General features: G+C 65.7%; 24 protein-coding genes. 17 read left to right on the forward strand and 7 right to left on the reverse strand.

Annotated elements, in window-relative coordinates; genetic code table 11:
• Positions 1 to 102: 102 nt before the first annotated feature.
• The 3 genes from OU995_RS09060 to OU995_RS09070 are packed head-to-tail and all read left to right on the forward strand — an operon-like array spanning position 103 to position 3,111.
• On the forward strand, positions 103 to 1,479 hold the full coding sequence (locus OU995_RS09060; RefSeq protein WP_267835194.1) for a reverse transcriptase family protein: 1,377 nt from the start codon (positions 103 to 105) through the stop codon (positions 1,477 to 1,479).
• Positions 1,480 to 1,488: 9 nt separating this feature from the next.
• A complete protein-coding gene (locus OU995_RS09065) occupies positions 1,489 to 2,169 on the forward strand; it encodes a glutathione S-transferase family protein (protein WP_267835195.1) in 681 nt (226 codons plus the stop codon).
• Positions 2,170 to 2,190: 21 nt separating this feature from the next.
• Complete coding sequence (locus OU995_RS09070) at positions 2,191 to 3,111, forward strand: class I SAM-dependent methyltransferase (RefSeq protein WP_267835196.1); 921 nt, start codon at positions 2,191 to 2,193, stop codon at positions 3,109 to 3,111.
• Here the strand turns inward: OU995_RS09070 and truD are convergent.
• Positions 3,104 to 4,126 carry a tRNA pseudouridine(13) synthase TruD gene (gene truD / locus OU995_RS09075; RefSeq protein WP_267835197.1) on the reverse strand — a complete coding sequence of 341 codons (1,023 nt, stop codon included), beginning with the start codon at positions 4,124 to 4,126 and terminating at the stop codon, positions 3,104 to 3,106. The two genes, OU995_RS09070 and truD, sit on opposite strands and share 8 nt — an antisense overlap.
• 365 nt (positions 4,127 to 4,491) lie before the next feature.
• Between truD and OU995_RS09080 the strand changes: the two genes are divergently transcribed.
• Entirely contained in the window at positions 4,492 to 5,127 is a 636-nt protein-coding gene (locus tag OU995_RS09080) for a hypothetical protein (RefSeq protein WP_267835198.1), read from the forward strand.
• Between the two features lie 8 nt (positions 5,128 to 5,135).
• Positions 5,136 to 5,777 (forward strand): hypothetical protein, encoded by a 642-nt coding sequence (locus OU995_RS09085; protein ID WP_267835199.1) that lies wholly within the window; start codon positions 5,136 to 5,138, stop codon positions 5,775 to 5,777.
• 96 nt (positions 5,778 to 5,873) lie between these two features.
• Here the strand turns inward: OU995_RS09085 and OU995_RS09090 are convergent, their stop codons facing one another.
• From OU995_RS09090 to OU995_RS09100, 3 genes are all read right to left on the reverse strand, one after another.
• Positions 5,874 to 7,736 carry a PAS domain-containing sensor histidine kinase gene (locus tag OU995_RS09090; RefSeq protein ID WP_267835200.1) on the reverse strand — a complete coding sequence of 621 codons (1,863 nt, stop codon included), beginning with the start codon at positions 7,734 to 7,736 and terminating at the stop codon, positions 5,874 to 5,876.
• A 307-nt stretch (positions 7,737 to 8,043) separates the two neighbouring features.
• Positions 8,044 to 9,030: a CsgG/HfaB family protein gene (locus OU995_RS09095; protein WP_267835201.1), complete on the reverse strand. Its 987-nt coding sequence runs from the start codon at positions 9,028 to 9,030 to the stop codon at positions 8,044 to 8,046.
• Between the two features lie 97 nt (positions 9,031 to 9,127).
• On the reverse strand, positions 9,128 to 9,520 hold the full coding sequence (locus tag OU995_RS09100; RefSeq protein ID WP_267835202.1) for a hypothetical protein: 393 nt from the start codon (positions 9,518 to 9,520) through the stop codon (positions 9,128 to 9,130).
• 477 nt (positions 9,521 to 9,997) lie between these two features.
• On the opposite strand from OU995_RS09100, the gene OU995_RS09105 reads away from it, so the two are divergent.
• From OU995_RS09105 to OU995_RS09155, 11 genes are all read left to right on the forward strand, one after another.
• The gene (locus OU995_RS09105) at positions 9,998 to 11,101 is read left to right on the forward strand and encodes an NADH:flavin oxidoreductase/NADH oxidase (protein WP_267835203.1); all 1,104 of its coding nucleotides are present in this window, start codon (positions 9,998 to 10,000) and stop codon (positions 11,099 to 11,101) included.
• Positions 11,102 to 11,312: 211 nt separating this feature from the next.
• The gene (locus OU995_RS09110) at positions 11,313 to 11,531 is read left to right on the forward strand and encodes a CopG family transcriptional regulator (protein ID WP_267835204.1); all 219 of its coding nucleotides are present in this window, start codon (positions 11,313 to 11,315) and stop codon (positions 11,529 to 11,531) included.
• Positions 11,531 to 12,031 (forward strand): PIN domain-containing protein, encoded by a 501-nt coding sequence (locus tag OU995_RS09115; protein WP_267835205.1) that lies wholly within the window; start codon positions 11,531 to 11,533, stop codon positions 12,029 to 12,031. Before OU995_RS09110 ends, OU995_RS09115 begins: the two co-directional genes overlap by 1 nt.
• Positions 12,028 to 13,131, forward strand: a complete 1,104-nt coding sequence (hisC, locus tag OU995_RS09120) for a histidinol-phosphate transaminase (RefSeq protein ID WP_267835206.1) — start codon at positions 12,028 to 12,030, stop codon at positions 13,129 to 13,131. The genes OU995_RS09115 and hisC overlap by 4 nt, the downstream gene beginning before the upstream one ends.
• A 57-nt stretch (positions 13,132 to 13,188) precedes the next feature.
• Positions 13,189 to 13,785, forward strand: a complete 597-nt coding sequence (gene hisB / locus OU995_RS09125; protein ID WP_267835207.1) for an imidazoleglycerol-phosphate dehydratase HisB — start codon at positions 13,189 to 13,191, stop codon at positions 13,783 to 13,785.
• Positions 13,785 to 14,438, forward strand: a complete 654-nt coding sequence (gene hisH / locus OU995_RS09130; RefSeq protein WP_267835208.1) for an imidazole glycerol phosphate synthase subunit HisH — start codon at positions 13,785 to 13,787, stop codon at positions 14,436 to 14,438. Before hisB ends, hisH begins: the two co-directional genes overlap by 1 nt.
• 87 nt (positions 14,439 to 14,525) lie before the next feature.
• Entirely contained in the window at positions 14,526 to 15,269 is a 744-nt protein-coding gene (hisA, locus tag OU995_RS09135; protein WP_267835209.1) for a 1-(5-phosphoribosyl)-5-[(5-phosphoribosylamino)methylideneamino]imidazole-4-carboxamide isomerase, read from the forward strand.
• Between the two features lie 4 nt (positions 15,270 to 15,273).
• The gene (gene hisF / locus OU995_RS09140) at positions 15,274 to 16,035 is read left to right on the forward strand and encodes an imidazole glycerol phosphate synthase subunit HisF (RefSeq protein ID WP_267835210.1); all 762 of its coding nucleotides are present in this window, start codon (positions 15,274 to 15,276) and stop codon (positions 16,033 to 16,035) included.
• A complete protein-coding gene (gene rsmD / locus OU995_RS09145; RefSeq protein ID WP_267835211.1) occupies positions 16,032 to 16,652 on the forward strand; it encodes a 16S rRNA (guanine(966)-N(2))-methyltransferase RsmD in 621 nt (206 codons plus the stop codon). The genes hisF and rsmD overlap by 4 nt, the downstream gene beginning before the upstream one ends.
• An 81-nt stretch (positions 16,653 to 16,733) precedes the next feature.
• On the forward strand, positions 16,734 to 17,243 hold the full coding sequence (gene coaD / locus OU995_RS09150; RefSeq protein WP_267835212.1) for a pantetheine-phosphate adenylyltransferase: 510 nt from the start codon (positions 16,734 to 16,736) through the stop codon (positions 17,241 to 17,243).
• Positions 17,244 to 17,262: 19 nt separating this feature from the next.
• Positions 17,263 to 17,514 carry a YfhL family 4Fe-4S dicluster ferredoxin gene (locus OU995_RS09155; protein WP_267835213.1) on the forward strand — a complete coding sequence of 84 codons (252 nt, stop codon included), beginning with the start codon at positions 17,263 to 17,265 and terminating at the stop codon, positions 17,512 to 17,514.
• A 151-nt stretch (positions 17,515 to 17,665) separates the two neighbouring features.
• On the opposite strand, the gene OU995_RS09160 is transcribed toward OU995_RS09155, so the two are convergent.
• From OU995_RS09160 to OU995_RS09170, 3 genes are all read right to left on the reverse strand, one after another.
• The gene (locus OU995_RS09160) at positions 17,666 to 18,208 is read right to left on the reverse strand and encodes a histidine phosphatase family protein (protein ID WP_267835214.1); all 543 of its coding nucleotides are present in this window, start codon (positions 18,206 to 18,208) and stop codon (positions 17,666 to 17,668) included.
• The gene (locus OU995_RS09165; protein ID WP_267835215.1) at positions 18,208 to 18,993 is read right to left on the reverse strand and encodes an adenosylcobinamide-GDP ribazoletransferase; all 786 of its coding nucleotides are present in this window, start codon (positions 18,991 to 18,993) and stop codon (positions 18,208 to 18,210) included. The genes OU995_RS09160 and OU995_RS09165 overlap by 1 nt, the downstream gene beginning before the upstream one ends.
• Positions 18,994 to 19,070: 77 nt before the next feature.
• Positions 19,071 to 20,048: a DUF3369 domain-containing protein gene (locus OU995_RS09170; RefSeq protein ID WP_267835216.1), complete on the reverse strand. Its 978-nt coding sequence runs from the start codon at positions 20,046 to 20,048 to the stop codon at positions 19,071 to 19,073.
• A gap of 228 nt (positions 20,049 to 20,276) precedes the next feature.
• Between OU995_RS09170 and OU995_RS09175 the strand changes: the two genes are divergently transcribed.
• Positions 20,277 to 21,611 carry an MFS transporter gene (locus tag OU995_RS09175; RefSeq protein ID WP_267835217.1) on the forward strand — a complete coding sequence of 445 codons (1,335 nt, stop codon included), beginning with the start codon at positions 20,277 to 20,279 and terminating at the stop codon, positions 21,609 to 21,611.
• The last annotated feature ends 160 nt before the right edge of the window (positions 21,612 to 21,771 follow it).

Genomic DNA, 21,771 nt, shown 5'->3' on the forward strand with positions numbered 1-21,771 from the left:
CGTCTTCCCAACTGCGCTGCCGCGCAGGGCGGACAACGCGGGACCGGCCGGTTGGTGGGATGGGAGTCTCCTTCAACCTCGCTTGTGGAGCACGCTCGGCCCATGTCGTCTGCGGTACCGCTGACCTACTCCCGCTGGATCGCCCTGGCGCTGGCCCGCGCGCTGCAAGCCGACGACCACACCCCCAATGGCCGTGAAACCCATGCGCTGCTGGGCCGGGGATGCGCCTGCCTCGGGCCGGAACATCGGCCTTGGCTGCAAGGCTTGTGCGGGGTGCTGGCGAAGATGCCGGAGCCGGTCTGGCGGCATCTGACGCCTCAGGCCCTGGCGAGTCATCTCCAGACGCTGCCCGAGTTCTGGGCCGGGTTCGATCGCTCCCGGCCGCCGGTGCAGGTGCGCCAGCTGCTGCTGAGGCCGTCCCGGATGACAGCGCGCCCCTTTGCGCTGGAGGCCGCGCCGCTGCCGGAGTGGCACACCCTGGCGGATGCAGCCGAGGGGCTGGGCGTGGATCTGCCCATGCTGGACGTGCTGGCGGGGCCGGCGCAGCGCTACCGCGAGGCCACCGCCACGCCGCAGCGGCCGCATGTGCGGGCCACGCATCATTACCGTTCGCTGCTGGTGGGCAAGCGCCGGGGCGGGCTGCGCTTGATCGAGGCGCCGATGCCGGCGTTGAAGGCCGTGCAGCGGCGTCTGCTGGACGTGTTGCTGTCCAAGGTGCCGGTGCATGAAGCGGCCCACGGCTTTGTGCCAGGGCGCAACGTGGCCAGCCATGCGCGTGAGCACGCCGGGCGGCACTGGGTGTTCCGCTTTGACATGCAGGACTTCTTTCCCAGCATCGGACGCGCCCGCATCCAGGCTGTGTTCCGAACCTTGGGATATGCGGACAGCGTGGCGGACCATCTCGCGACCCTCTGCACCGTGCGCACGCCGCGCGCGGTGCGGGAACGTTTGGCGGAGGCGGGTGAACTCAGCTTCATGAGCGCCAAGCGCCTGGCGTCGCCCCACCTGCCCCAGGGCGCACCCACATCGCCCCATCTGGCCAATCTCTGCGTGTTCAGCCTGGACCTGCGCCTGGAGGGCCTGGCCTGGCGCTTTGGTGCGCGTTATTCGCGTTATGCCGACGATCTCGTGTTTTCCGGCACCCGGGCGCAGCCCCTGGACCCTGGGGTGTTCCATGCGTGGGTGCGAGAGATTGTCGAAGATGAGGGCTTCCGTTTACGTGTGGATAAAACCCGCCTGATGCGCACAGGCGGACGCCAGACCGTCACGGGTGTCGTCGTGAATGAGACACCCAATCTGTCCCGTCCGGACTACGATCGCCTGCGCGCCGAACTGCATCGCCTCGGTCGCCAGGACCGCGTGGACCCGCGTCTGCGTGACGTGCTGCTGGGCCGTCTGGCCTGGGCGCAGCAGTTTGTCGTGCCCAGCCGAATGGCCAAGCTGCAACGCCTGTTCAATGCCATTCCTTTCGTTCAATAGACTGCGCGCATGATCACTGTTCACCACCTCAATAATTCCCGATCCCAACGGGTGCTGTGGCTGCTTGAAGAACTGGGCCTGCCCTATGAGATCAAGCATTACCAGCGCGACCCGCAGACCATGCTGGCGCCACCCGAATTGCGCCAGGTGCATCCGCTGGGCAAGTCCCCCGTGATCACGGATGGAGACCTGGTGATTGCCGAATCCGGCGCCATTCTGGAATATTTGGTGGACCGTTATGGCGAAGGCCGCTTCAAGCCGGCGCCGGGCACACCGGACGCACTGCGCTACCGCTACTGGATGCATTACGCCGAAGGCTCGGCCATGCCGCCGCTGCTGCTGAAGCTGGTGTTCGACCGCATCGAATCGGGCCCGGTCCCGTTCTTCATCAAACCGATTGCCAAGGCGATTGCTGGCAAGGCGAAGACGTCGTTTGTGCTGCCGCAAATCACCAGCCACATGAACTATCTTGAGGCGGAGCTGGGCAAGAGCCCGTGGTTTGCCGGCCAGGACTTCACCGCCGCCGATGTGCAGATGAGCTTCCCTCTGGAGGCAGCCGCCGCACGCGGCGGTGCAGTGGCCCGGCAACCTCGCATCACGGATTTTCTGCAGCGGATCCACGCCCGGCCCGCCTACCAGCGGGCGCTGAAGAAGGGCGGCCCGTACGCGCTGCTGGGCGCGTCCGAGTGAGGGCTGGGTCTCGTCTCCGTCATGCAAGCCCTGCTCGATCACATCGCCTCCCTGCGCCAACCGACCGAGGCGGCGCGCCTGTTTCACGGCCGCGGTGGCCGCTTCCCCGGGCACGAGCAGTGGGCGCTGGATGCGTTCCCACCGGTCTTGTTGCTGACGAGTTTTGCGCCCGTGTCGGAGGAGGCGCTTGTGACCGTCGGCCAGGCGCTGGAGAAGCGCTGGGCGGAGATTGCGCCCGGTGAGCCGTTGAACTGGGTGTTCCAGCAGCGCGACGAATTCCGTCCCTCCAACCGCCTGATGGCGGGCAGCGTGCCGGACACGCATGTGGTGCAGGAGGACGGCCTGCAGTTCGGCGTGCATCTGCTGCAAGGGCAGAACCACGGCTTCTTTCTGGACATGGCCGAAGGCCGGCGCTGGGTGCGCCGTTGGGCGCAGGCGCATCCGGGCGGCAAGGTGCTGAATCTGTTTGCCTACACCTGCGCGTTTTCGGTGGTGGCCCTGCAGGCAGGCGCCAGCGAGGTGGTGAATGTGGACATGGCCTCCGGCGCGTTGTCCATCGGGCGGCGCAATCACCAGCTCAATGGCGTCCAGGCCGGCGCGCAGTTCCTGGCTCATGACATCTTCAATTCCTGGGCCAAGATTCGACGTGCGGGCCCTTACGAGCTGGTGATCATGGACCCGCCGAGCTTCCAGAAGGGAAGTTTTGTGGCGACCAAGGATTACGCCCGGCTGGCCCGGCGCCTGCCGGAACTGGTGGCGCCGGGGGGGCATGCGCTGGTGTGCCTGAACACGCCGAAGCTGGACACCGCGTTCCTGCGTGAGGTGGTGAGCGCCGAGGCGCCGGGATTCGAGACGGTGGAGCGGCTGCCGAATCCGGCGTCGTTTGAAGACGCGGATCCGGAGCGGGCGTTGAAGGTGCTGGTGGTGAGGCGCATCAGCTGACGCTGGTGCCGGGCTCCTGCTCTTGCTCGGCCTGTCGGTCCGGCTCGGTGGTGCGAAGAATCTCGTTCAGCACCGATGTGGCGTAGTTCCCGGCGGGCAAGGCGAAGCTGACCACCAACTGATCGGCTTGGGGCCATTCCCAGGTCAGGTCCGCCGGGCTCGCCACCAGGGCGCGACGTTCCTGATCCAGACCGGCGTGTTCCATGCCATCGCACAAGGCGGCGTGTTGCGCCGCCACGCCGTTCTCCAGCGCCTGCGCTTCTTCGGTGGTGCTCACGCGGCCCCGTCCCCAGAGCGGCCCGGTGGGCCGGCCGGCCTCGTCCAGGACGTCGCCGGGCAAGGTCTTGCCCCAAAGCCCCTGTTGAATGCGCAAGGCCACCACTTCATTGAAGACAAACGAGCGCACCGCCGACAGATAGATGCCCTTCTTCTTGGGGTTGCGGACGCGGATCTCGCGGGCCAGCATGGCGCGGCCCTGCTCGACATTGCCGCCGTCGTGGCCAAAACGCTGGGCCCCGAAGTAGTTGGGAACGCCATGGGCCGCGATGGCCTTTAGATTGGCCTCCATGGCTGGGCGGTCACCGGTCACGTCGCGCAGCACGATGCGGAATCGATTGCCCTGCAGGTCACCCGGGCGCAGCTTCTTGACGTGGCGGCTTTGGCTCAGCACCTTGAACTCCGGATGCTGAAGCTGGGTCAGGTCGGGCGTGTCGCCCTTGGGCAGATAGATGCTGAACCACTGGCGGGTGATGGCATACCGATCCTTGAGGCCGGCATAGCCGACATCCCGTTCTTGCACCCCAGCGGCTTCGGCCAGTTGCTGGGCGACGAAGGCGGTGTTGGCACCGTTCTTTTCGACGTCCAGCCAGAGGTGTTCGCCCTCACCGGACGGCAACTGCAAGGGCAGTTCCGTCACGACGAAATCCTCGTTGAGGTGTTTCAGGGTGGCGCTGGCGCCAGTGACCGGGTAGGCGTTGGGCCACTGCGGCAAGGTCGTGTATTGAAGGTCAGTCATGAGTGGTCTGAAGTCACCCCCTGTGGTGGAAGACAGGCGGGCTGACCGATCAGAGGTGTAGTCCAGAGAGGGCGAAAAAGGGGGGGGCGCAAAAAGTGAGCGCAAACAGTGAGCGCAAAAAAGTGAGCGCAAACAGTGAGCGCAAACAGTGAGCGCAAACAGTGAGCGCAAACAGTGAGCATCAGCGAGGGGCGTCCACAAGTGGCTCCCGGGGGCATTGTCCCCCCATGCGCAGGGCCCTGGCCGTGCGAGGCATGCTCAAATCCCGGAAAGGTCTGCCCGGCCCGCAGGACCGCATGACTTTGGTGAATGGATTTTGCCCCCGGCTCGTGTACAACGGGCGGATTCCCTGATGAGAGCAGTCCATGGCTGACAACGACATCCATCCCAACGCACCCGCTGGCGGGGGCGGGCCGGGCGCCTTCAAGACCGCGGCCCCCGCCGGTATGAACGGCAGCGCGGAAAAATGGGCCCGTCCGGGCCCCCTCGGTGTGGAGGCCGCACCGGCCGAGACCTTGAAGATCAACGGCCTGATCGCTGCCGGTGGGCCTCTTTCCGCCCAGACCATCAGCGCCGTGAACAAGGCCGCCGACAAGACGCCGGCCCAATGGAAGCGCTTTGTGGCCTATGCGGACGTGGTCAAGGTGGGCGGCTCGCTGGCCTGGCGTGCCAACAATCCCGGCAACCTGCGCGATGCCGGCACCAAGATCGCCACCGTGACCGGCGCCATCGGCAAGTTCGCCGTGTTTGCCACCCTGGCCGACGGCCATGCGGCCCAGCGCGCCCTCTACCTGAACAAGTATGGCGACATGCTGGTCAAGGACGCCATCAACAAGCTGACACCGCCCAATGAGAACAACACCACGAAATATCTGGAAGAGTTGACCAAGGATGGTGTGGACATCAACAAGGACGTGAAATCGCAGATCGACACCCTGATGAAGGCTGTGGAGGCCAACGAGGGCCTGATTGCTGGCATTGAAGTGAAGAGGGTTCCGTGAAACAGTGGATGTTGCTGTCTCTTCTGCCGATGGCCCTGGCCGCCCACGCAGCGCAGGATGTCGAGATCGGTTGCCAGCGCCTGCGGATTGCACTGGCGCCTGCGCTGGATGCGCAGGTGGTGGAGCGGGACTGGGGCAGTGGCGAGCCGCATCAGGGGCCCAATGCCACACTGGAACTGGTGGGGTGCAATGGCAAGGTCTTGTCGCAGCTCCCGCTGGCAGCGCCGCTGGCCCGGCTGGATCCCCAACCCGTGCGCGGCGCACCGCGCCCCACGTATCTCGTTTCTGCCGACCTCACCGCCGAGGCCGGCAGTTACAACGGCCCCCTGACGTCTGCCGTCGAGGTCGTGTCCGACCATCTTCAGGTGGCCGAGGCCAAGCCCGCGAAGGGCAAACCCGTGCCGATTCAGCTGGGGCTGACCGGCAAGTCTGCCTGGCAGCGGGTGCAGGGCCGGTCGGGCGAGAGTTTGCTGGCGGTTCGCAGCCAACGCGAGGCGGGGGAGTTCAAGACGACCTACGCCCGTTATCACGTCGTGGGCAAAGCCTGGGTCGTGAGCTCACGCACCCGGCCCGGCCTCTGGGAGTCCGACGGAGACTTCCCCGCCGAGACCGAGTTCCCCGGACCGAGGGCGGGCCGGAACGGTCGGTAGGCCCGGCATCCAGGGGCGCCGAACCTCCTCCCCAGGCCTATGAGCGCCCGGGCCGGCGCGATGCGGTCCTTCGCCCTCAGCACGCGGTTGGTGGCCTCACAACATCGCCAGTCCGGTATCGCCAAATCGGCTTTCCGGAAATCCCTGCGCCGCCAGCGCCGTCAGCTCCGCCAGTTCCTCATAAGACCGGGCCTTCTGCAGCACTGCCATCCGCCCCAGCGTCGCCGCTGCGGCTTCCAGTTCTTCCGAGACAAACCCGGTGGTCACCACGATCGGCAGTTCCGGGCTGATGGCCCGCACCGCCACCGCCAACTCGGCGCCGTTCATGTTGGGCATGTTGAAATCGGTGACCAGCACCTGGAACCTGTGGGGCGAGGCCTGCAGCAGCGCCAGGAATTCCTCCGGCGACGCAAAAGCGGACACCACAAAACCAGCCTTCAGCAGCAGTTGCTCCACCATCATCAGCACGATGGGGTCGTCATCCACATAGGCCACGGTTTCCCCGTGCCCGGGGCGCATGGCCTGATGCAGGGCTTCCACCTTCACCGGCCCCTGGGATTCCACCACCGGCAGATAGACCATGAAGCAGGTGCCCACGCCTTCAGTCGAGCGCACGTCGATGGCCCCACTATGGACATTCACGATGCCGTGCAGCATGTGCAGCCCCAGCCCGGTCCCCTGGCCTCGCGGCTTGGTGGTGAAGAAGGGTTCGAACAGCCGCGCCTTGACGGTTTCGGACATGCCGGCGCCATCGTCCTCCACGCACAGTTCCGCATATTGCGTCGGCGCCAGCTGCCCGATGGTGCACACCCGTGGCGTATGCACCGTGACGCAGCGCAAACGAATCAGAATGGTGCCTTGACTGCCGTCCATGGCCTGCCAGGCGTTGGTGCACAGGTTCATCACCAGTTGCTGCATCTCCGACGGGCTGACCGTGGCCACGCAGGATTCATCGCCCAGATCCAGCTTCAGCCGCACCGACGGGGGCAGGGTGGCCTTGAGCAGGTCCACGGCTTCCCGCACCAGCGGTTGCAGTGGCTGGCGGCTGAACTCCTCACCGCCCCCGCGGGCAAATGCCAGGATGCGCTCCACCAGCTCCCGTGCCCGTGAGCCGGCCCGGCGGATCTGGTCCATGTGCCCGCGCAGGGCCGAGCCGGTGGGGGCATCGTCGGCGACCATGCCCGCATGGCCCAGGATGGCCGCCAGGATGTTGTTGAAGTCATGCGCGATGCCGCCGGCCAGCGTGCCCAGGCTCTCCATGCGCTGTGCGCGCAGCAGCTTGTCTTCCAACTGCTGGCGGGCGGCTTCATCGGCCTTGCGGGTGGTGATGTCGATCAGCAGGACGATGGAGCCTTCGAGGCAGGGGAAGGAACGGAACTCGAACCATTTGTCCAGGCGCTCGATGTAGTCCTCAAACGCATAGGGTTTGCCGGCCAGCAGGGCCGGCCGGGCTTCGGTGTCCAGGCGCAGCAGGGAGCTGGCCGGGAAACACTCCTGATAGGGGCGCCCCAGCAGCGCATGGCGGGAACGCTGGGTGGCCAGCTCAAAGGCCGTATTGACGAACTCCACCATGCCGTCCTGGCGCAGCAGAATGAGCGCATCCGTCAGATGTTCCAGCGCTGCGAGCAGCTTGTCGCTGAGCGGTTGCTCATGCGTCAGCACTTGGCTGGAGACCGTCGCGGCCAGGTAGGCCTTCACCGTCTGGGTGGCGGTGTGGAAGGCCCTCATCTCATCCCGGGAGAGCAAGCGTGCCCGCACATCCATCACCCGCAGTTGCGCTGCTGCATGGTCCCATCGCACGTCGAGTGCAGCCAGCACTTCACTGGCCCTGCCTTGTCCTCGGGCCACCACCTGTCCGTCCCACACCAACTCGCAGGCCAGCGCGCCGCAAGCCTGAGCCACGCTGTCCAGCAGCGCCGTGAGAACGCGTGGGTCGCCTGGAACGACGCGCGCAAGCATGTGGCCCCTTTCGCGGAGGTCGATGAGTGGACGATGTGTCACCGATGTACGCTGTAGAGCAAGAGGCGGGCCTGCATGCGTGAATCGGGGACAGGGGTTGCCCGCAGGCGAGTGGCCCAGGACATGGATATTGTCGCCATCGCGCTTTGGAAGCGAAGGTCAGACTCGTAAGCGAGCGTGACGGCGGCGCGCCTTTCAGGCACCCCCGGCGCGGTGTCCGGGGGGGAGGACGAGCGACGTCGGTCGGCTTGTCCTCAGCGCTCAGCGCCGGACTTCGGGTGCCGGCGTCTTGGGCTCTCAGGCGACCTTACTTGGTCGTGGCCGGCGGCGTGGTGGTGGTGGTGGTGTTGTTGGTCTTGGTGCCACTCGTGCTCGGCTTGGCCGCAGCTTTCTTCGCGGCCGGCTTGGTGGCCGCTGCCGGTTTGGCCGCCGTCGCCGCTGCTGCATCCACCTCCTTGGACGCGGCGGTGGAGCCGCCCTGCACGCCCAGGCGTCCGCCGGTGCCCAGGCCGCCCTTGACCTGCTGGGCCTTGTAGTTGCGCAGCGCTTTGACCATCTGATTGAAGGAGTCCGCAAAGGCCGCCGTCACCACCTTGCCAGCTGGTGTCTTGGCATAGGCCCCACCGCCCACGGCGGTATTGCTGAACAGGCCACCGCCCAGCACGCCGAAGTCGAAGTTCTTGGCCGTGCCTTCGGCAGCGGAAATCTGCACGCCGGAGCGGTTGTCCACCAGCAGCAGGGTGGTGGAGGCTTCGTTCTGGTTCACGCTGCCCGCCACGGCGGTGATCAGGCCGATCGCGCCGGTCCCGATGCCGGCACCGCCGCCGCCGGTCTTGCCGGAGAACTGCACTTCCGGCGTCAGGGTGTAGTCGGCCGCCACGATCTGACCCTGGCCGAAGTTGCTGCCGGCACGGGTTTCGCCGGACTGCATCAGCGCGCGCTCACGCTCCATGTTGGCAAAGGCCTTGCCGCGTTCCACCACCACAAAGCAATTGCTCTGCTGCACCATCAGGCGGATGACCGGCAGCGTCGAGCCCAGCTGGCGCTCACGCATCTGCGACCACCACGGCGCGGCCGGGTCTTCATACAGGGCCAGCGTGCCCAGGGATTCGTCGCAGTGCTCCAGCTGGGAGTTCTGGTTTTCAGCGGTCGAGCCGCCAGCGGCACCCGACACCGTGCCCTTGTTCTCGCCCATGGTGGGGGCGGTCGCGAGGCAGCCGGCCAGCAGCAGCGGAGACAACAACAACGCGGGCTTCAGCACCGACCGGGCCAGGGGGGCAAGGACTGCGGACATGGGATTCCTCCAGAAGGGTTCTCAGGGATCAGGCGAGAGGCGGCGCAGCCGGGCCAGAGCCCGCTACGCCAGGGTGAACAATGGGGTGAGGGGGGGCTCAGGGGGCCGGCGTTGCAGGGGCAATGCCGTAATAGCCGCCCACCGGCTGGCCATGCGGATTGCCGATCCAGATGCTGGTGCCGAAGATGTCGGCGCAGCCACCCCAGGCGACTTCCGTGCCCTTGGGCTCCTTGTTGCCCGTCTGGGCATAGAGCGTGACCGTGCTGTCGGACGGCCCGATCGTGTAGCAGACACGGGCCCACACCGGACGCGGCGCCTCGGACAACACGGAGGCCGCCGATTCAGTGATTCCGTCCGACGCCTTGACCACCCATTTCGTGCCGCGGCTGGGGCCCGGGTTGTAGGTGAAGACATAAGGCACCTGCGCCAGAACGCCGCAGGACACGACCGTCAACACGGTCGCCATCCATCCACGAAGGGTGATCCACATGCTGTTCTTGCCCGAATTGCTTTTAGTTGCAAAGAAGTTTAGGTAGGCATGACAGAAAAGAATTAGGACGAAGGTCATACTGCCGGCGCGTCGAGCCCTGGGTTGTGGTGCCGCCACGACGGCCTCACGCCGCACTTGTGTGATTCACACCGTACGGTAGGCTCATGTTGTACGGGTCCATCAGCGGGGACGGCATGGCCCAGCCGGGGTGAGCAGGCGTCGCCGTGGCCAGCCGTCGCCAGCCGTGGCCAGGCGAGCCCAGCAGCTCCGAGCATTTCCCAGTATTTCCCAGCAGTTCCCAGCAGTTCCCAGCAGTTGGCTCAGAGGGGGCAAAGCCGGCGGGCCTCGGGGTGTGTCCGCCATCCGCCATCCGCCATCCGCCCGGTGCCGAGATGTTTGACTTGCAAGCGCCGGCAGCGACCCCAGATGCCGCTTCTGGCCTGTTGACCACATCACCACCCCGATCCTGGGAGTTCCATGTCTAGCCTGTTTTCCCCTTTCACCCTGAAGAGCGTCACCCTGCGCAACCGCATCGCGGTGCCGCCGATGTGCCAATACAGCGCCGAAGACGGCCTGATCAACGACTGGCATCGCGCCCACTACGCCGGGCTGGCGCGCGGCGGCTCGGGCCTGGTCATCGTCGAAGCCACCGGCGTGCTGCCGGAAGGGCGCATCACCCCGGGCTGCCTGGGCATCTGGAGCGATGAGCATGCCCGCGGGCTGGCCGAGATTGCGGCGTCCATCAAGTCGGCTGGTGCCGTGGCGGGTCTCCAGATTGCACATGCCGGCCGCAAGGCCAGCGCCAACCGGCCCTGGGAGGGCGACGACCACATTCCCGCCGGAGACCCGCGCGCCTGGACGCCGCTGGCGCCGTCGGCGGTGGCCTATGGCAAGCATCTGCCGCGTGTGCCGCAGGAAATGACGGTGGACGACATCGTCCGCGTCCGCGACGCCTTTGTGGCGGCGGCCCGCCGTGCCCGCGACGCGGGCTTCCAATGGCTGGAGCTGCACTTTGCGCACGGCTACCTGGCGCAGAGCTTCTTCTCGGTACATGCCAATCAGCGCACCGATGCCTACGGCGGCAGTGCCGCCAATCGGGGCCGTTTCCTGCTGGAGACGCTCAAGGCGGTGCGCCAGGTCTGGCCGGAATCCCTGCCGCTGACGGCTCGTTTTGGTGTGATCGAATTCGACGGTCGGGATGAGGAGACGCTGGCGGAAGCCATCGGCCTGACCCGTCAGATGCGTGACGAGGGCCTGGACCTCTTGAATGTGAGCGTCGGTTTTTCCACGCCGGACGCGCAGATCCCCTGGGGGCCCGCGTTCCTGGGACCGATTGCGGAACGAGTGCGGCGCGAGGCCGGGATTCCGGTCGCGTCGTCCTGGGGCATCGACACCCCGGAGCTGGCCGAGCATGCCGTGGCCTCCGGGCAGATGGATCTGGTGATGGTGGGCCGTGCGCAACTGGCCAATCCGCACTGGCCGTATCACGTGGCGCAGAAACTGCATCAGCAGCGTCCGTCGTGGGTCCTGCCCGCGCCGTATGCACACTGGCTGGAGCGTTATCAGACGGCTTCCAGCTGAGCCCACCATCACTCGCAACAAAGCCGCCCTCGGGCGGCTTTGTGCTTTGTCAGTGCACCAACGAGGCCAATGGCGCCAAGGTCTGCGGGCGGCGGCGGCGCCATGCCGCAGGCCACCAGAGATCGTCCATCCGCCGCTGTCACCAGCATCCCTGCTGGCTTTGTGGTCACACGAAGTTCGTGTTCCACGAAGTTCGTGTAGTATTTGACCCATGAAGAATGTGACCGTGACCATGGAAGACAGCGTCGCCGAATGGGCGAGGCTGGAAGCCGCACGGCGCAACACCAGCGTTTCCCGTCTGGTGGGCGAGTTGCTGGCGGAGAAGATGCGGTCGGACGACGCCTATGAGCGCGCCCTGCAGGACTGGCTGCACCGCGAACGCACCTGGGCTTCCGAAGGCGGGGACTATCCCGGCCGGGAGCTGCCGTGATGACCACACTGAAGACCGATCTGCCGGTGATCGAACTGGTGAGCCCGGTGTTTGTGGACACCTCGGTGCTGATCCAGAGCGAAGACGGCGCCTTCCCCGAACGCCGGGAACGGGTCATGCGCTGGCTGCGGGTGCTCTGGCAGCAGCGGCTGGGCCGGGTGTCCAGCCAGGTGCTCAACGAGTTCTACCGCACCATCACCAGCCGCATCCAGCCGCCCATGCCCAATGGCGACGCCCGCGCCGAGGTGCGGCGTTACCAGCGCTGGTCCCCGTGGGCCATCGACCATGCCACGGTGGAATCCGCCTGGTCCCTGGAAAGCCGCTTCAACCTGCCTTATGCCGATGCGCTGATCGTTGCAGCGGCCAAGGTGCAAGGCTGTGAGCTGCTGCTGAGCCTGACGCTGCCGCATCAGCAATTGCTGGACAGCGTCACCATCCTCAACCCGCTGCTGGCCGTCCCCAAGGACACCGCCGCCTCCTCTTCCGAGCGTTCTGCATGAGTGCCTTCCTGCCCCGAGCCCTTGAGCAACTGCGTGACGACGTACGCGCCCTGCATGCCTATCAGGTGCACAGCGCGGCGGGTCTGCTCAAGCTGGATGCGATGGAGAACCCCTACCGCCTGCCGGAATCGCTTCAGCAGGCGCTGGGCGAGCGCCTGGGGCGGGTGGCCATCAACCGTTACCCCGGCGAACGTACCGCCGATCTGGCCCAGGCACTGGCGGCTCATGCCGGCATGCCGGCCGGCAAGGGCCTGATGCTGGGCAACGGGTCGGATGAGCTGATTTCGTTGTTGTCCCTGGCGGTGGCCCGTCCTGGCGCCACGGTGATGGCCCCGGTGCCTGGGTTTGTCATGTATGAACTGTCGGCCCGCTACCTGGGCCTGAAGTTTGTCGGCGTGCCGCTCACCGAGCAGTTCGAGCTGGATGAGGCCGCCATGCTGGCGGCCATGCAGGAGCATCAGCCGGCCCTGCTGTACCTGGCCTACCCCAACAACCCCACCGCCAATCTCTGGGATGCAGAGGTCATCGAGCGCCTGGCCCAGGCCGCGCCGGGCTTGGTGATCCTCGACGAGGCCTATCAGCCCTTTGCCTCGCGAGATGCCATGCATCTGCTGGAGAAGTACGACCACGTGATGGTCATGCGCACCATGAGCAAGTTCGGCCTGGCCGGCGTGCGCATCGGTTATTTGATGGGGCACGCCGAGTTGGTGCATCACGTCGACAAGCTGCGCCCCCCCTACAACATCAGTGTGCTGAATGCCGAAGCCGGTCTGTTCGCGCTGGAGCATGCGGCGGTGTATGAACAACAGGCCGCCGACCTGCGGGCCGAGCGGGACCGGCTGCTGGCCGAGCTTCAGGGCCTGCCCGGGGTCCAGGTCTTCCCCAGTGAGGGGAACATGATCCTGGTCCGAGTGCCGGATGCCCTTGCCGTCCATGCGGGCCTGAAGGCACGGGGTGTGCTGATCAAGAATGTCTCCGGCATGCATCCGCTGCTGGCCCGTTGTGTCCGGCTGACCGTGGGAACACCGCAGGAGAACCACACCCTGCTTGCTGCCTTGCGCAGCACGCTGGCGGACCTGCCCGTTTCTGTGGCACCCTGAGCACTTCCACTGCTCCTTCTTCACTGTTTCTCTGCACGACCTCGCCCTGGAAGCAACATGAGCGCCGAACGCATCGCTGAAGTCCGCCGCGACACCAAGGAAACCCAGATTCGCGTCCGCGTGAACCTGGATGGAACGGGCCAGGCCCACCTGTCCACCGGCATTGGTTTCTTCGACCACATGCTGGACCAGATTGCCCGTCACGGCCTGATCGACCTGGACATCGATGCCAAGGGCGACCTGCACATCGACGGCCACCACACCGTGGAAGACGTCGGCATCACCCTGGGCATGGCGGTGGCGCAGGCCATCGGCGACAAAAAGGGCATCACCCGTTACGGCCACAGCTATGTGCCGCTGGATGAAGCCCTGTCGCGGGTGGTGGTGGACTTTTCCGGGCGCCCCGGCCTGGCGATGGACGTGACATTCACTGCAGGCGCCATCGGCGCCTTCGACACCCAGCTCACCTATGAGTTCTTCCAGGGCTTCGTGAATCACGCCCTGGTCTCGCTGCATGTGGACAACCTCAAGGGCCACAACGCACACCACCAGTGTGAAACCATCTTCAAGGCCTTTGGCCGCGCCCTGCGCATGGCCATGACGCCGGACCCCCGCTCGGCGGGAGTGATCCCCTCCACCAAGGGGACGCTGTAATGGCTGGCTCCCGGACCGTTGCCGTGGTGGACTACGGCATGGGCAACCTGCGCTCGGTCTCCCAGGCGGTGCAGCATGCCGCTGAAGGGCAGGGGGTGGCGGTGATCATCACCGCCCGCCCGGAAGAGGTGATGGCCGCTGAACGGGTGGTGCTGCCCGGCCAGGGCGCCATGCGCGACTGCATGCGCGAGCTGCACGACTCCGGCCTGAAGGAGGCGGTGCTGCACGCCGCTGCCAACAAGCCGCTGATGGGCGTGTGCGTGGGCATGCAGATGCTGCTGGACCACAGCGAAGAGCAGGACACCCCGGGCCTGGGCCTGATTCCCGGCCGTGTGCACCGCTTCCAGCTGGAAGGGCAGCTGCAGCCAGACGGCAGCCGTTACAAGGTGCCCCAGATGGGCTGGAACCGCGTGCACCAGATGCGAGCGCATCCGGTCTGGGGCGACGTGCCCGACAACAGCTGGTTCTATTTCGTGCACAGTTTTTATGCCCGCACCGACGCGCAAGAGCACAGCGTCGGCGAAAGCGAGTACGGCTTGCGCTTTACCTGCGCCGTGGCGCGGGATAACATTTTTGCCACCCAATTCCATCCCGAGAAAAGTGCCGCGTTCGGGCTCTCGCTCTATCGCAACTTCCTGCACTGGAAGCCTTGATCCATTGATCTCTGCCCTGCATGGGTCAATCCTGCGCTTTTCTCAGTCCTCCCACCCCTTTCCTCCACCTCCCACCCGCATTCGGCCATGCTGCTGATTCCCGCGATTGACCTGAAAGACGGCAAGTGCGTCCGCCTCAAACAAGGCGATATGAACGACTCCACCACCTTCGGCGAAGACCCCGCCGAGATGGCGCGACGCTGGCTGAATGCCGGTGCCCGCCGTCTGCACCTGGTGGATCTCAACGGCGCCTTTGCTGGCAAGCCGGTGAACGAAGGCGCCATCAAGGCGATTCTTCGGGAGGTCGGCGACGAGATTCCCGTCCAGCTCGGCGGAGGCATCCGCGACCTGGACACCATCGAGCGTTATCTGGACGACGGCTTGTCCTACGTCATCATCGGGACGGCGGCGGTCAAGAACCCCGGCTTCCTGAAAGATGCAGCCTCGGCCTTTGGCGGCCACATCATCGTGGGCCTGGACGCCAAGGACGGCAAGGTGGCCACGGATGGCTGGAGCAAACTCACCGGCCATGAAGTGGTGGACCTCGCCCGAAAGTTCGAGGACTACGGCATCGAAGGCGTCATCTACACCGACATCGGCCGCGACGGCATGCTCACCGGCATCAACATCGAGGCCACGGTGCGTCTGGCCCAGGCCCTCAGTATCCCGGTCATCGCCTCGGGCGGCCTGTCCAACCTGGCGGACATCGAAGCGCTGTGCGCCGTTGAATCCGAAGGGGTGCAGGGCGTGATCTGCGGGCGAGCCATTTACACCGGCGATCTCGACTTCGCCACGGCCCAGACCCGGGCCGACGAACTCAACGGGGACTGAGCACTTGCTGGCCAAACGCATCATCCCCTGCCTGGACGTCACCGGCGGCCGGGTCGTCAAGGGCGTCAATTTCGTGGAACTGCGGGATGCGGGCGATCCAGTGGAGATCGCCGCAAGGTACAACGAGCAGGGCGCCGACGAACTGACCTTTCTCGACATCACCGCCACCAGCGACGGGCGCGATCTCATCCTGCCCATCATTGAATCGGTGGCGTCGCAGGTCTTCATTCCGCTCACCGTCGGTGGCGGGGTGCGGTCGGTGGCGGATGTGCGGCGGCTGCTCAATGCCGGTGCGGACAAGGTCAGCTTCAATTCGGCGGCCGTGGCCGAGCCGGACCTCATCCGCGCCGCGTCCGACAAATACGGCGCGCAGGCCATTGTGGTGGCCATCGATGCCAAGCGCCGGGCCGATGGCACCGGCTGGGACGTCTACACCCATGGTGGGCGCAAGAACACCGGCCTGGATGCGGTGGAATGGGCGGTGCGCATGGCGTCGCTGGGCGCGGGCGAAATCCTGCTGACCAGCATGGACCGTGACGGCACCCGCAGCGGCTTTGACCTTGCGCTGACCCGTGCCGTGGCGGATGCGGTGTCGGTGCCGGTGATTGCGTCAGGCGGGGTCGGTTCACTGCAGGACCTGGCGGACGGCATTACCGGCGGCGGTGCGGACGCCGTGCTGGCGGCCAGCATCTTTCACTATGGCGAGCACACCGTGGGAGAGGCCAAGGCCTTGATGGCCAGCCGGGGCATTCCGGTTCGTCTATGAGCGGCAGGGACGCCAAAAGCCGCGCTGCTGCGCCGCGGCCCACGTCGGGCCTTGTGCGTGGTCCCAGCGAAGTGCGCATCGTTGGTGGGCTGTGGAAACGCTCCAAACTGCCGGTGGCGGACCGGCCCGGGCTGCGGCCCACGCCGGACCGGGTGCGAGAGACGCTGTTCAACTGGCTGGGGCAGGACCTCAGCGGCTGGCGCGTGCTGGATGCCTTTGCCGGCAGCGGTGCGCTGGGCTTTGAAGCGGCCTCGCGGGGGGCTGCCCAGGTCACGCTGCTGGAAAAAGACCCCGGCCTGGCCGCGCAACTGAGGGCCAACCTCAAACGCCTGGACAAGGACAACCGTGTCCCGATGAAGATCGAAGCGACCGACGCGCTGGGCTGGATGGCCCGCAGCGCGCCAGCGTCCTTCGACCTGGTGTTTCTGGACCCTCCCTTCGCGCAGGACCTGTTCCAACCCGCGCTGCGTGCCGCTGCCAGCCTGGTCGGCCCGCAGGGATTGATCTACCTGGAGGCGCCCGCCGCCATGGATCCGCCTGAAGAACTCGGGCTGTCCCTATGGCGGGAAGGGCGTGCAGGGGCGGTGCACTACCGCTTGTTCCAGCGCAACGGATAATCGGGGTCCGCCGGCGGCGCGGGCTCCTTGGGGGAGCCTGCGGTCGTCCCGTCGATTCGAGTTGACGCCTGGAGCGCGCCCTTGACCTCCCAAACCCTGCTGACTGCCGTCTACCCCGGCACCTTCGACCCTCTGACGCTGGGCCATGAAGACCTGGTGCGCCGGGCCAGCCGCCTGTTCGAGCGGCTGATCCTGGCCGTGGCGGCGGGGCACCACAAGCGCACCATGTTCAGTATTGAAGAGCGGCTGGACATGGCGCGGCAGCTGGTGGCGCCCTATCCCAATGTGGAAGTCCTCGCCTTTGAGGGGCTGCTGCGCAACTTCGTGTTGGAGAAGGGCGGCAAGGTGGTGGTGCGGGGGCTGCGAGCAGTCTCTGACTTCGAATACGAATTCCAGATGGCGGGCATGAACCGCCAGTTGATGCCGGATGTGGAAACGGTGTTCCTGACCCCGTCCGATCACTATCAATTCATCTCGTCCACCTTTGTGCGGGAGATCGCCACCCTGGGCGGCGATGTGAGCAAATTTGTGTCGCCGCTGGTGCGTGAGCGCCTGGATGAACGCCTGGCCCGCGCGGCTGGCCAGGCATGAGGCGCCAGGAGAATCAGACATGGCCTTGATGATCACGGATGAATGCATCAACTGCGACGTGTGCGAGCCGGAGTGCCCCAACAACGCCATCTCGATGGGCGAGGAGTACTACCAGATCGACCCGGGCAAGTGCACTGAATGCGTCGGCCACTTCGAGGAGCCGCAGTGCGTGATGCTGTGCCCGGTCGCCTGCATCCCGGTGAACCCGGCGCATGTGGAGACGCGGGAAACGCTGATGCAGAAGTATTTGCGGCTGACGGCGACCGCTTGAAGCCTGCGGAGGCGTTTGATCCCTGTGAGGGCGGTGGCGTGGCCAACCCCCTGCCTCCCTGACGCCCTGACGCCCTGACTCCCTGACCCCCTGATGCCCGGCAGGCACCCGCCCCACCGGCGGTCCAAGGCCGCGCCTTGCAGTCCCGGCTTCAGCTTGTCCCGGGCGTTAGACACCACCGCTCGCCGTACGCAGGCGGTGTCGGCCACTGATCCGCTATCGGGGTCTGTCCCGGATGCTCATCGGCCCATCGGCGGGCCAGCATCCAACCGCCGTGACTGACCACCATGGGGCCCGGCGAGCAGGTCGCCACCCGCTTCAACAAGTCTTCCAGGCTTTCACCGCCGCCAGGGCGGGCCGTGGCGAAGTCCTGCACCCACGCGTCGATCTCTGCTTTGGGGATGTCTGCCCAGGGCTGGCCGTCCCAACGGCCGAAGTCCAGTTCACTCAGGGCTGCATCCACATGATGGTGCCAACCCCATTGCCGCAGCCACCGGCCCACATCGGCACATCGACGCAAGGGTGAGGTCCAGACTTCATGCGGCAGGCGATGCCGACGTGCATGGGCCTGGATGCGGCGGGCCAATCGCTTGGACCGCCGTGCTGGCACCGATAGGTCGCATCCCGCGCCGACACACAGCCCCTTCGCCCCGACCGGTTTGGGATGACGCCAGACGCTGATGGCGCCATTCATCAAAACACGGCTCCGAGGCCCAGAAAGGCCAGCAGCGCTCCGACTTCCACCACTTGCTGCGTGGCACCGAGGTTGTCGCCGGTGTAGCCGCCCAGGCGGCGCTCCAGCATGGACTGCATGTAGAGCGTCAGTCCGGTACCGGTGACGATGGCGCCCAGCAGCAGCGGAATGTCGTCCGGCAACAGCCAGGCCCAGACGCCACTGGCCAACACCACCAGGCCCAGCGACACCACCAGCTCGGTGCGCCGGATCTGGGTGGCCAGCGGCTTGGCCTTGGCATGTGCCACATCACCCGCGTAGGGCAGCGCATGCATCAGCCACACCGGTGCCGCCCGCGAGGCCAGATGGCCCCAGACCAGGGCCCAGAGGGCCAACGACGGGTCGGTGTCCGCCAGGCCCAGCAGCGTGGCGGCCTTCAGACCCAGCATGAGGAACAGGCCCAGGGCCCCATAACTCCCCAACCGGGAGTCCTTCATGATCTCCAGCGCCCGCTCCCGGCTGACCGCACCGCCCAGGCCATCACAGGTATCTGCCAGGCCGTCTTCATGAAAGCCGCCCGTGAGCCAGATGCTGGCGCCCATCGCCAACACGACGGCCACCGTGGCCGGAAACACCAGCAGGGCGACCCACAGCACCGCTGCGGACCACACCCCCACCGCCGCGCCCACCAGGGGGAAATAGCGCGCGGATTGGTTCAGCCACTCAGGCTGGAAGCCGACCCAACGCGGCACCGGCACACGGGTGAAGAACTGCAGGGCGATCAGGAACAGACGGAATTGATGCATGGTGCCGGCCGTCCGAGCGGCCGCAGGGAAGACGCAACGGCGGGCATGATACGGCGGGCCCTGCGGGGATGCAGGGGTCAGGCTGGCCCATGCCCCTGCATCTGTGCCGCCAGCAGCCGCTCGTAGGCGATGGCCACGTTGGCACAGAAGATCTGCAGCAGTTCCTGTCCATCCGCATCGATGGGCTGTGCAAAGCGCATATACAGCAGGCTTTCGTTGCCGCTGTGCGTCCGGTAGTAGCCCACAAAGCACTCGCCATCCAGCCGGCTCTGCCGTGTCTGAAGCACTTGCTCCAGGGCCTCTCGCACGTCCAGCGGCAAGTCCCGCACGGCGGACTCGTCCAGCAGGCCCTGGAATTGCGCCGTTGCAGCCAGCACGCGGTAGGCTCCTTCGCCATGTGAAGCCGCGTAGGCGGCCATGCGGCTGGCACACAAGCCCTCGGCCTCATGGCCCAGCAGATGGGCCAATTGCGCCAGCAGTGCAGACGCCAGATGCCGCAGGTTGCCCGCGTCATGAATCTGCGTGATGGCTTCTATGGAGCGCCGCAGCCCCTGGCGCGCCAGTTCCAGCGTGACGATGTCCCGATACGAGCGCAGCGCAGAATAAAAGACCGTGATCAGCTTGCGCTTGGTCAGCTCGGTCTTTTCCTTGTAATCGTTGATGTCATAGGACTTGATCACGTCCTCTTCCGGCGCCTGGCCCGGCTGCCCGGTCCGCAGCACGATGCGCACATGCCGGTTGCCGATGTCCTCACGGATGAAGCGGGCCAGGTCCAGCCCGGCATGCTCCGACTCCATCACCACATCCAGCAGCACCAGGGCCACGTCATGCCGGCTTTGCAGCAGGTCGCGCGCTTCGCTGGCGGTATAGGCATTCAGGAATTGCAGACGGCGGCCCGCGAACTCGAAGTCATCCATCACCAGCTGCGTGACCTGGTGGACGGCGGGATCGTCGTCCACGATCATGACCACCCAGGGCGCCAGGGCGCGCTGCCGCCGGGCGTCGCCGGGACCTTCCTCGGGAAGTTCGTCGGCGAACACGAGTTCGGTGTTCATGGGGGCTCCCTGCAGCAGACGCTTGTTGCGTCAAATTTGTAAGTGCTGATTATGCGGACACCCTGCCAGTTTCAGAAGCGAACTTGATTGTCCTCGGCTCCTCCGGCGAAGCGCGGGCTCATGGTTTACCCGGCTCGTCGTTGACGTTGAAGTTGGTACCGGTATCATCATTTCATGGTAACGGTACCAGCCGACGGAAGATCGGCAGACCAGACCCCAGGAGACAACATGCAGATTTCGCTTTCCGCAGCGGCGGGCGCCACGGGCACTCGCACGCGTTTTGGTGTCCTCGCGATGCTTTTCATCGTGACGGTGCTCAACTATGCGGACCGGGCCACCGTGGGTGTGGCCGGGCCGGTCCTTTCCAAGGAACTGGGCATCAGTGCCGTGCAGATGGGGTTCATCTTCTCGGCCTTCAGCTGGTCCTACGTCGCCGGGCAGCTGCCGGGCGGATGGCTGCTGGACCGTTTCGGTGCCAAGAAGGTCTATGCCTGGAGCATCCTGCTGTGGTCGGTGTTCACGATGCTGCAGGGCGCCGTGCATTACCTCGGTGTGGCCACGGCCGTGATTGCGCTGTTTGCACTGCGTTTCATGGTGGGCCTGGCCGAATCGCCTTCATTCCCGGCCAATGGACGCATGGTGGCCGCCTGGTTCCCGGTAGCGGAACGCGGCACGGCATCGGCCATCTTCAATTCGGCGCAGTACTTCGCCACCGTCTTGTTTGCGCCGATCATGGCCTGGATCGTCCATGCCATGGGCTGGCAGGACGTCTTCTACTTCATGGGCGCCTTGGGCATTGTGTTGTCGGTGGTCTGGCTCAGGACCATGCACAACAGCCCGCAGGAGCACCCCGGCATCAGCGACGCCGAGCGCCAGCACATTGAAGCGGGCGGTGCGCTGCTGGCGGGGCAGGACGCCAAAGCATCCAAGACCTCGGGCCCCAAACTGGCCTATCTCAAGCAGTTGCTCTCCAACCGAATGCTGCTGGGCGTCTATATCGCGCAGTACTGCGTGAATACGCTCACCTATTTCTTCCTGACCTGGTTCCCGGTCTACCTCGTAAAGGAACGCGGCATGACGGTGCTGAACGCCGGCATGGTGGCCGCTGTTCCCGCCATCTGCGGATTTGCCGGGGGCGTGCTGGGCGGCGTGGTGTCGGACTGGCTGCTGCGTCGTGGCCATTCGGTGACGTTTGCCCGCAAGGTGCCCATCGTGATCGGCATGCTGCTCTCCACCTCGATGATTGCCTGCAACTATGTGGATGTGCAGTGGGTGGTGGTGGCCATCATGGCGCTGGCCTTCTTCGGCAAGGGGCTGGGGGCGCTGGGCTGGGCGGTGGTGTCGGACACCTCGCCGAAGGAGATTGCCGGGCTCAGTGGGGCCATGTTCAACACCTTCGGCAACATTGCCGGCATCACCACGCCCATCGTGATTGGCTACATCGTGCAGGAAACGCATTCGTTCAATGGCGCCCTGGTGTTTGTCGGCGCACATGCCGTCATTGCCGTGGTGAGTTATTTGCTGGTGGTCGGTGAGATCAAGCGTGTGCAGCTCAAGGGTTGACGCAGTCGCCCAACTGCCTGCGCCAAGGCTTTCGCAAATGTCTGCGTCATTGCCTGCTTTCTTGCCTGCTCATCGAGTTTTTTCTAGCGACAGCCGCCCCGTCCGAACCGTCACCGCCTTCATGCGGTGGCCCGACTCTCACCGGGGCGTGCCATCAGGA

The organism is Roseateles sp. SL47, from assembly GCF_026625885.1.
Classification (GTDB): Bacteria; Pseudomonadota; Gammaproteobacteria; order Burkholderiales; family Burkholderiaceae_C; genus Roseateles.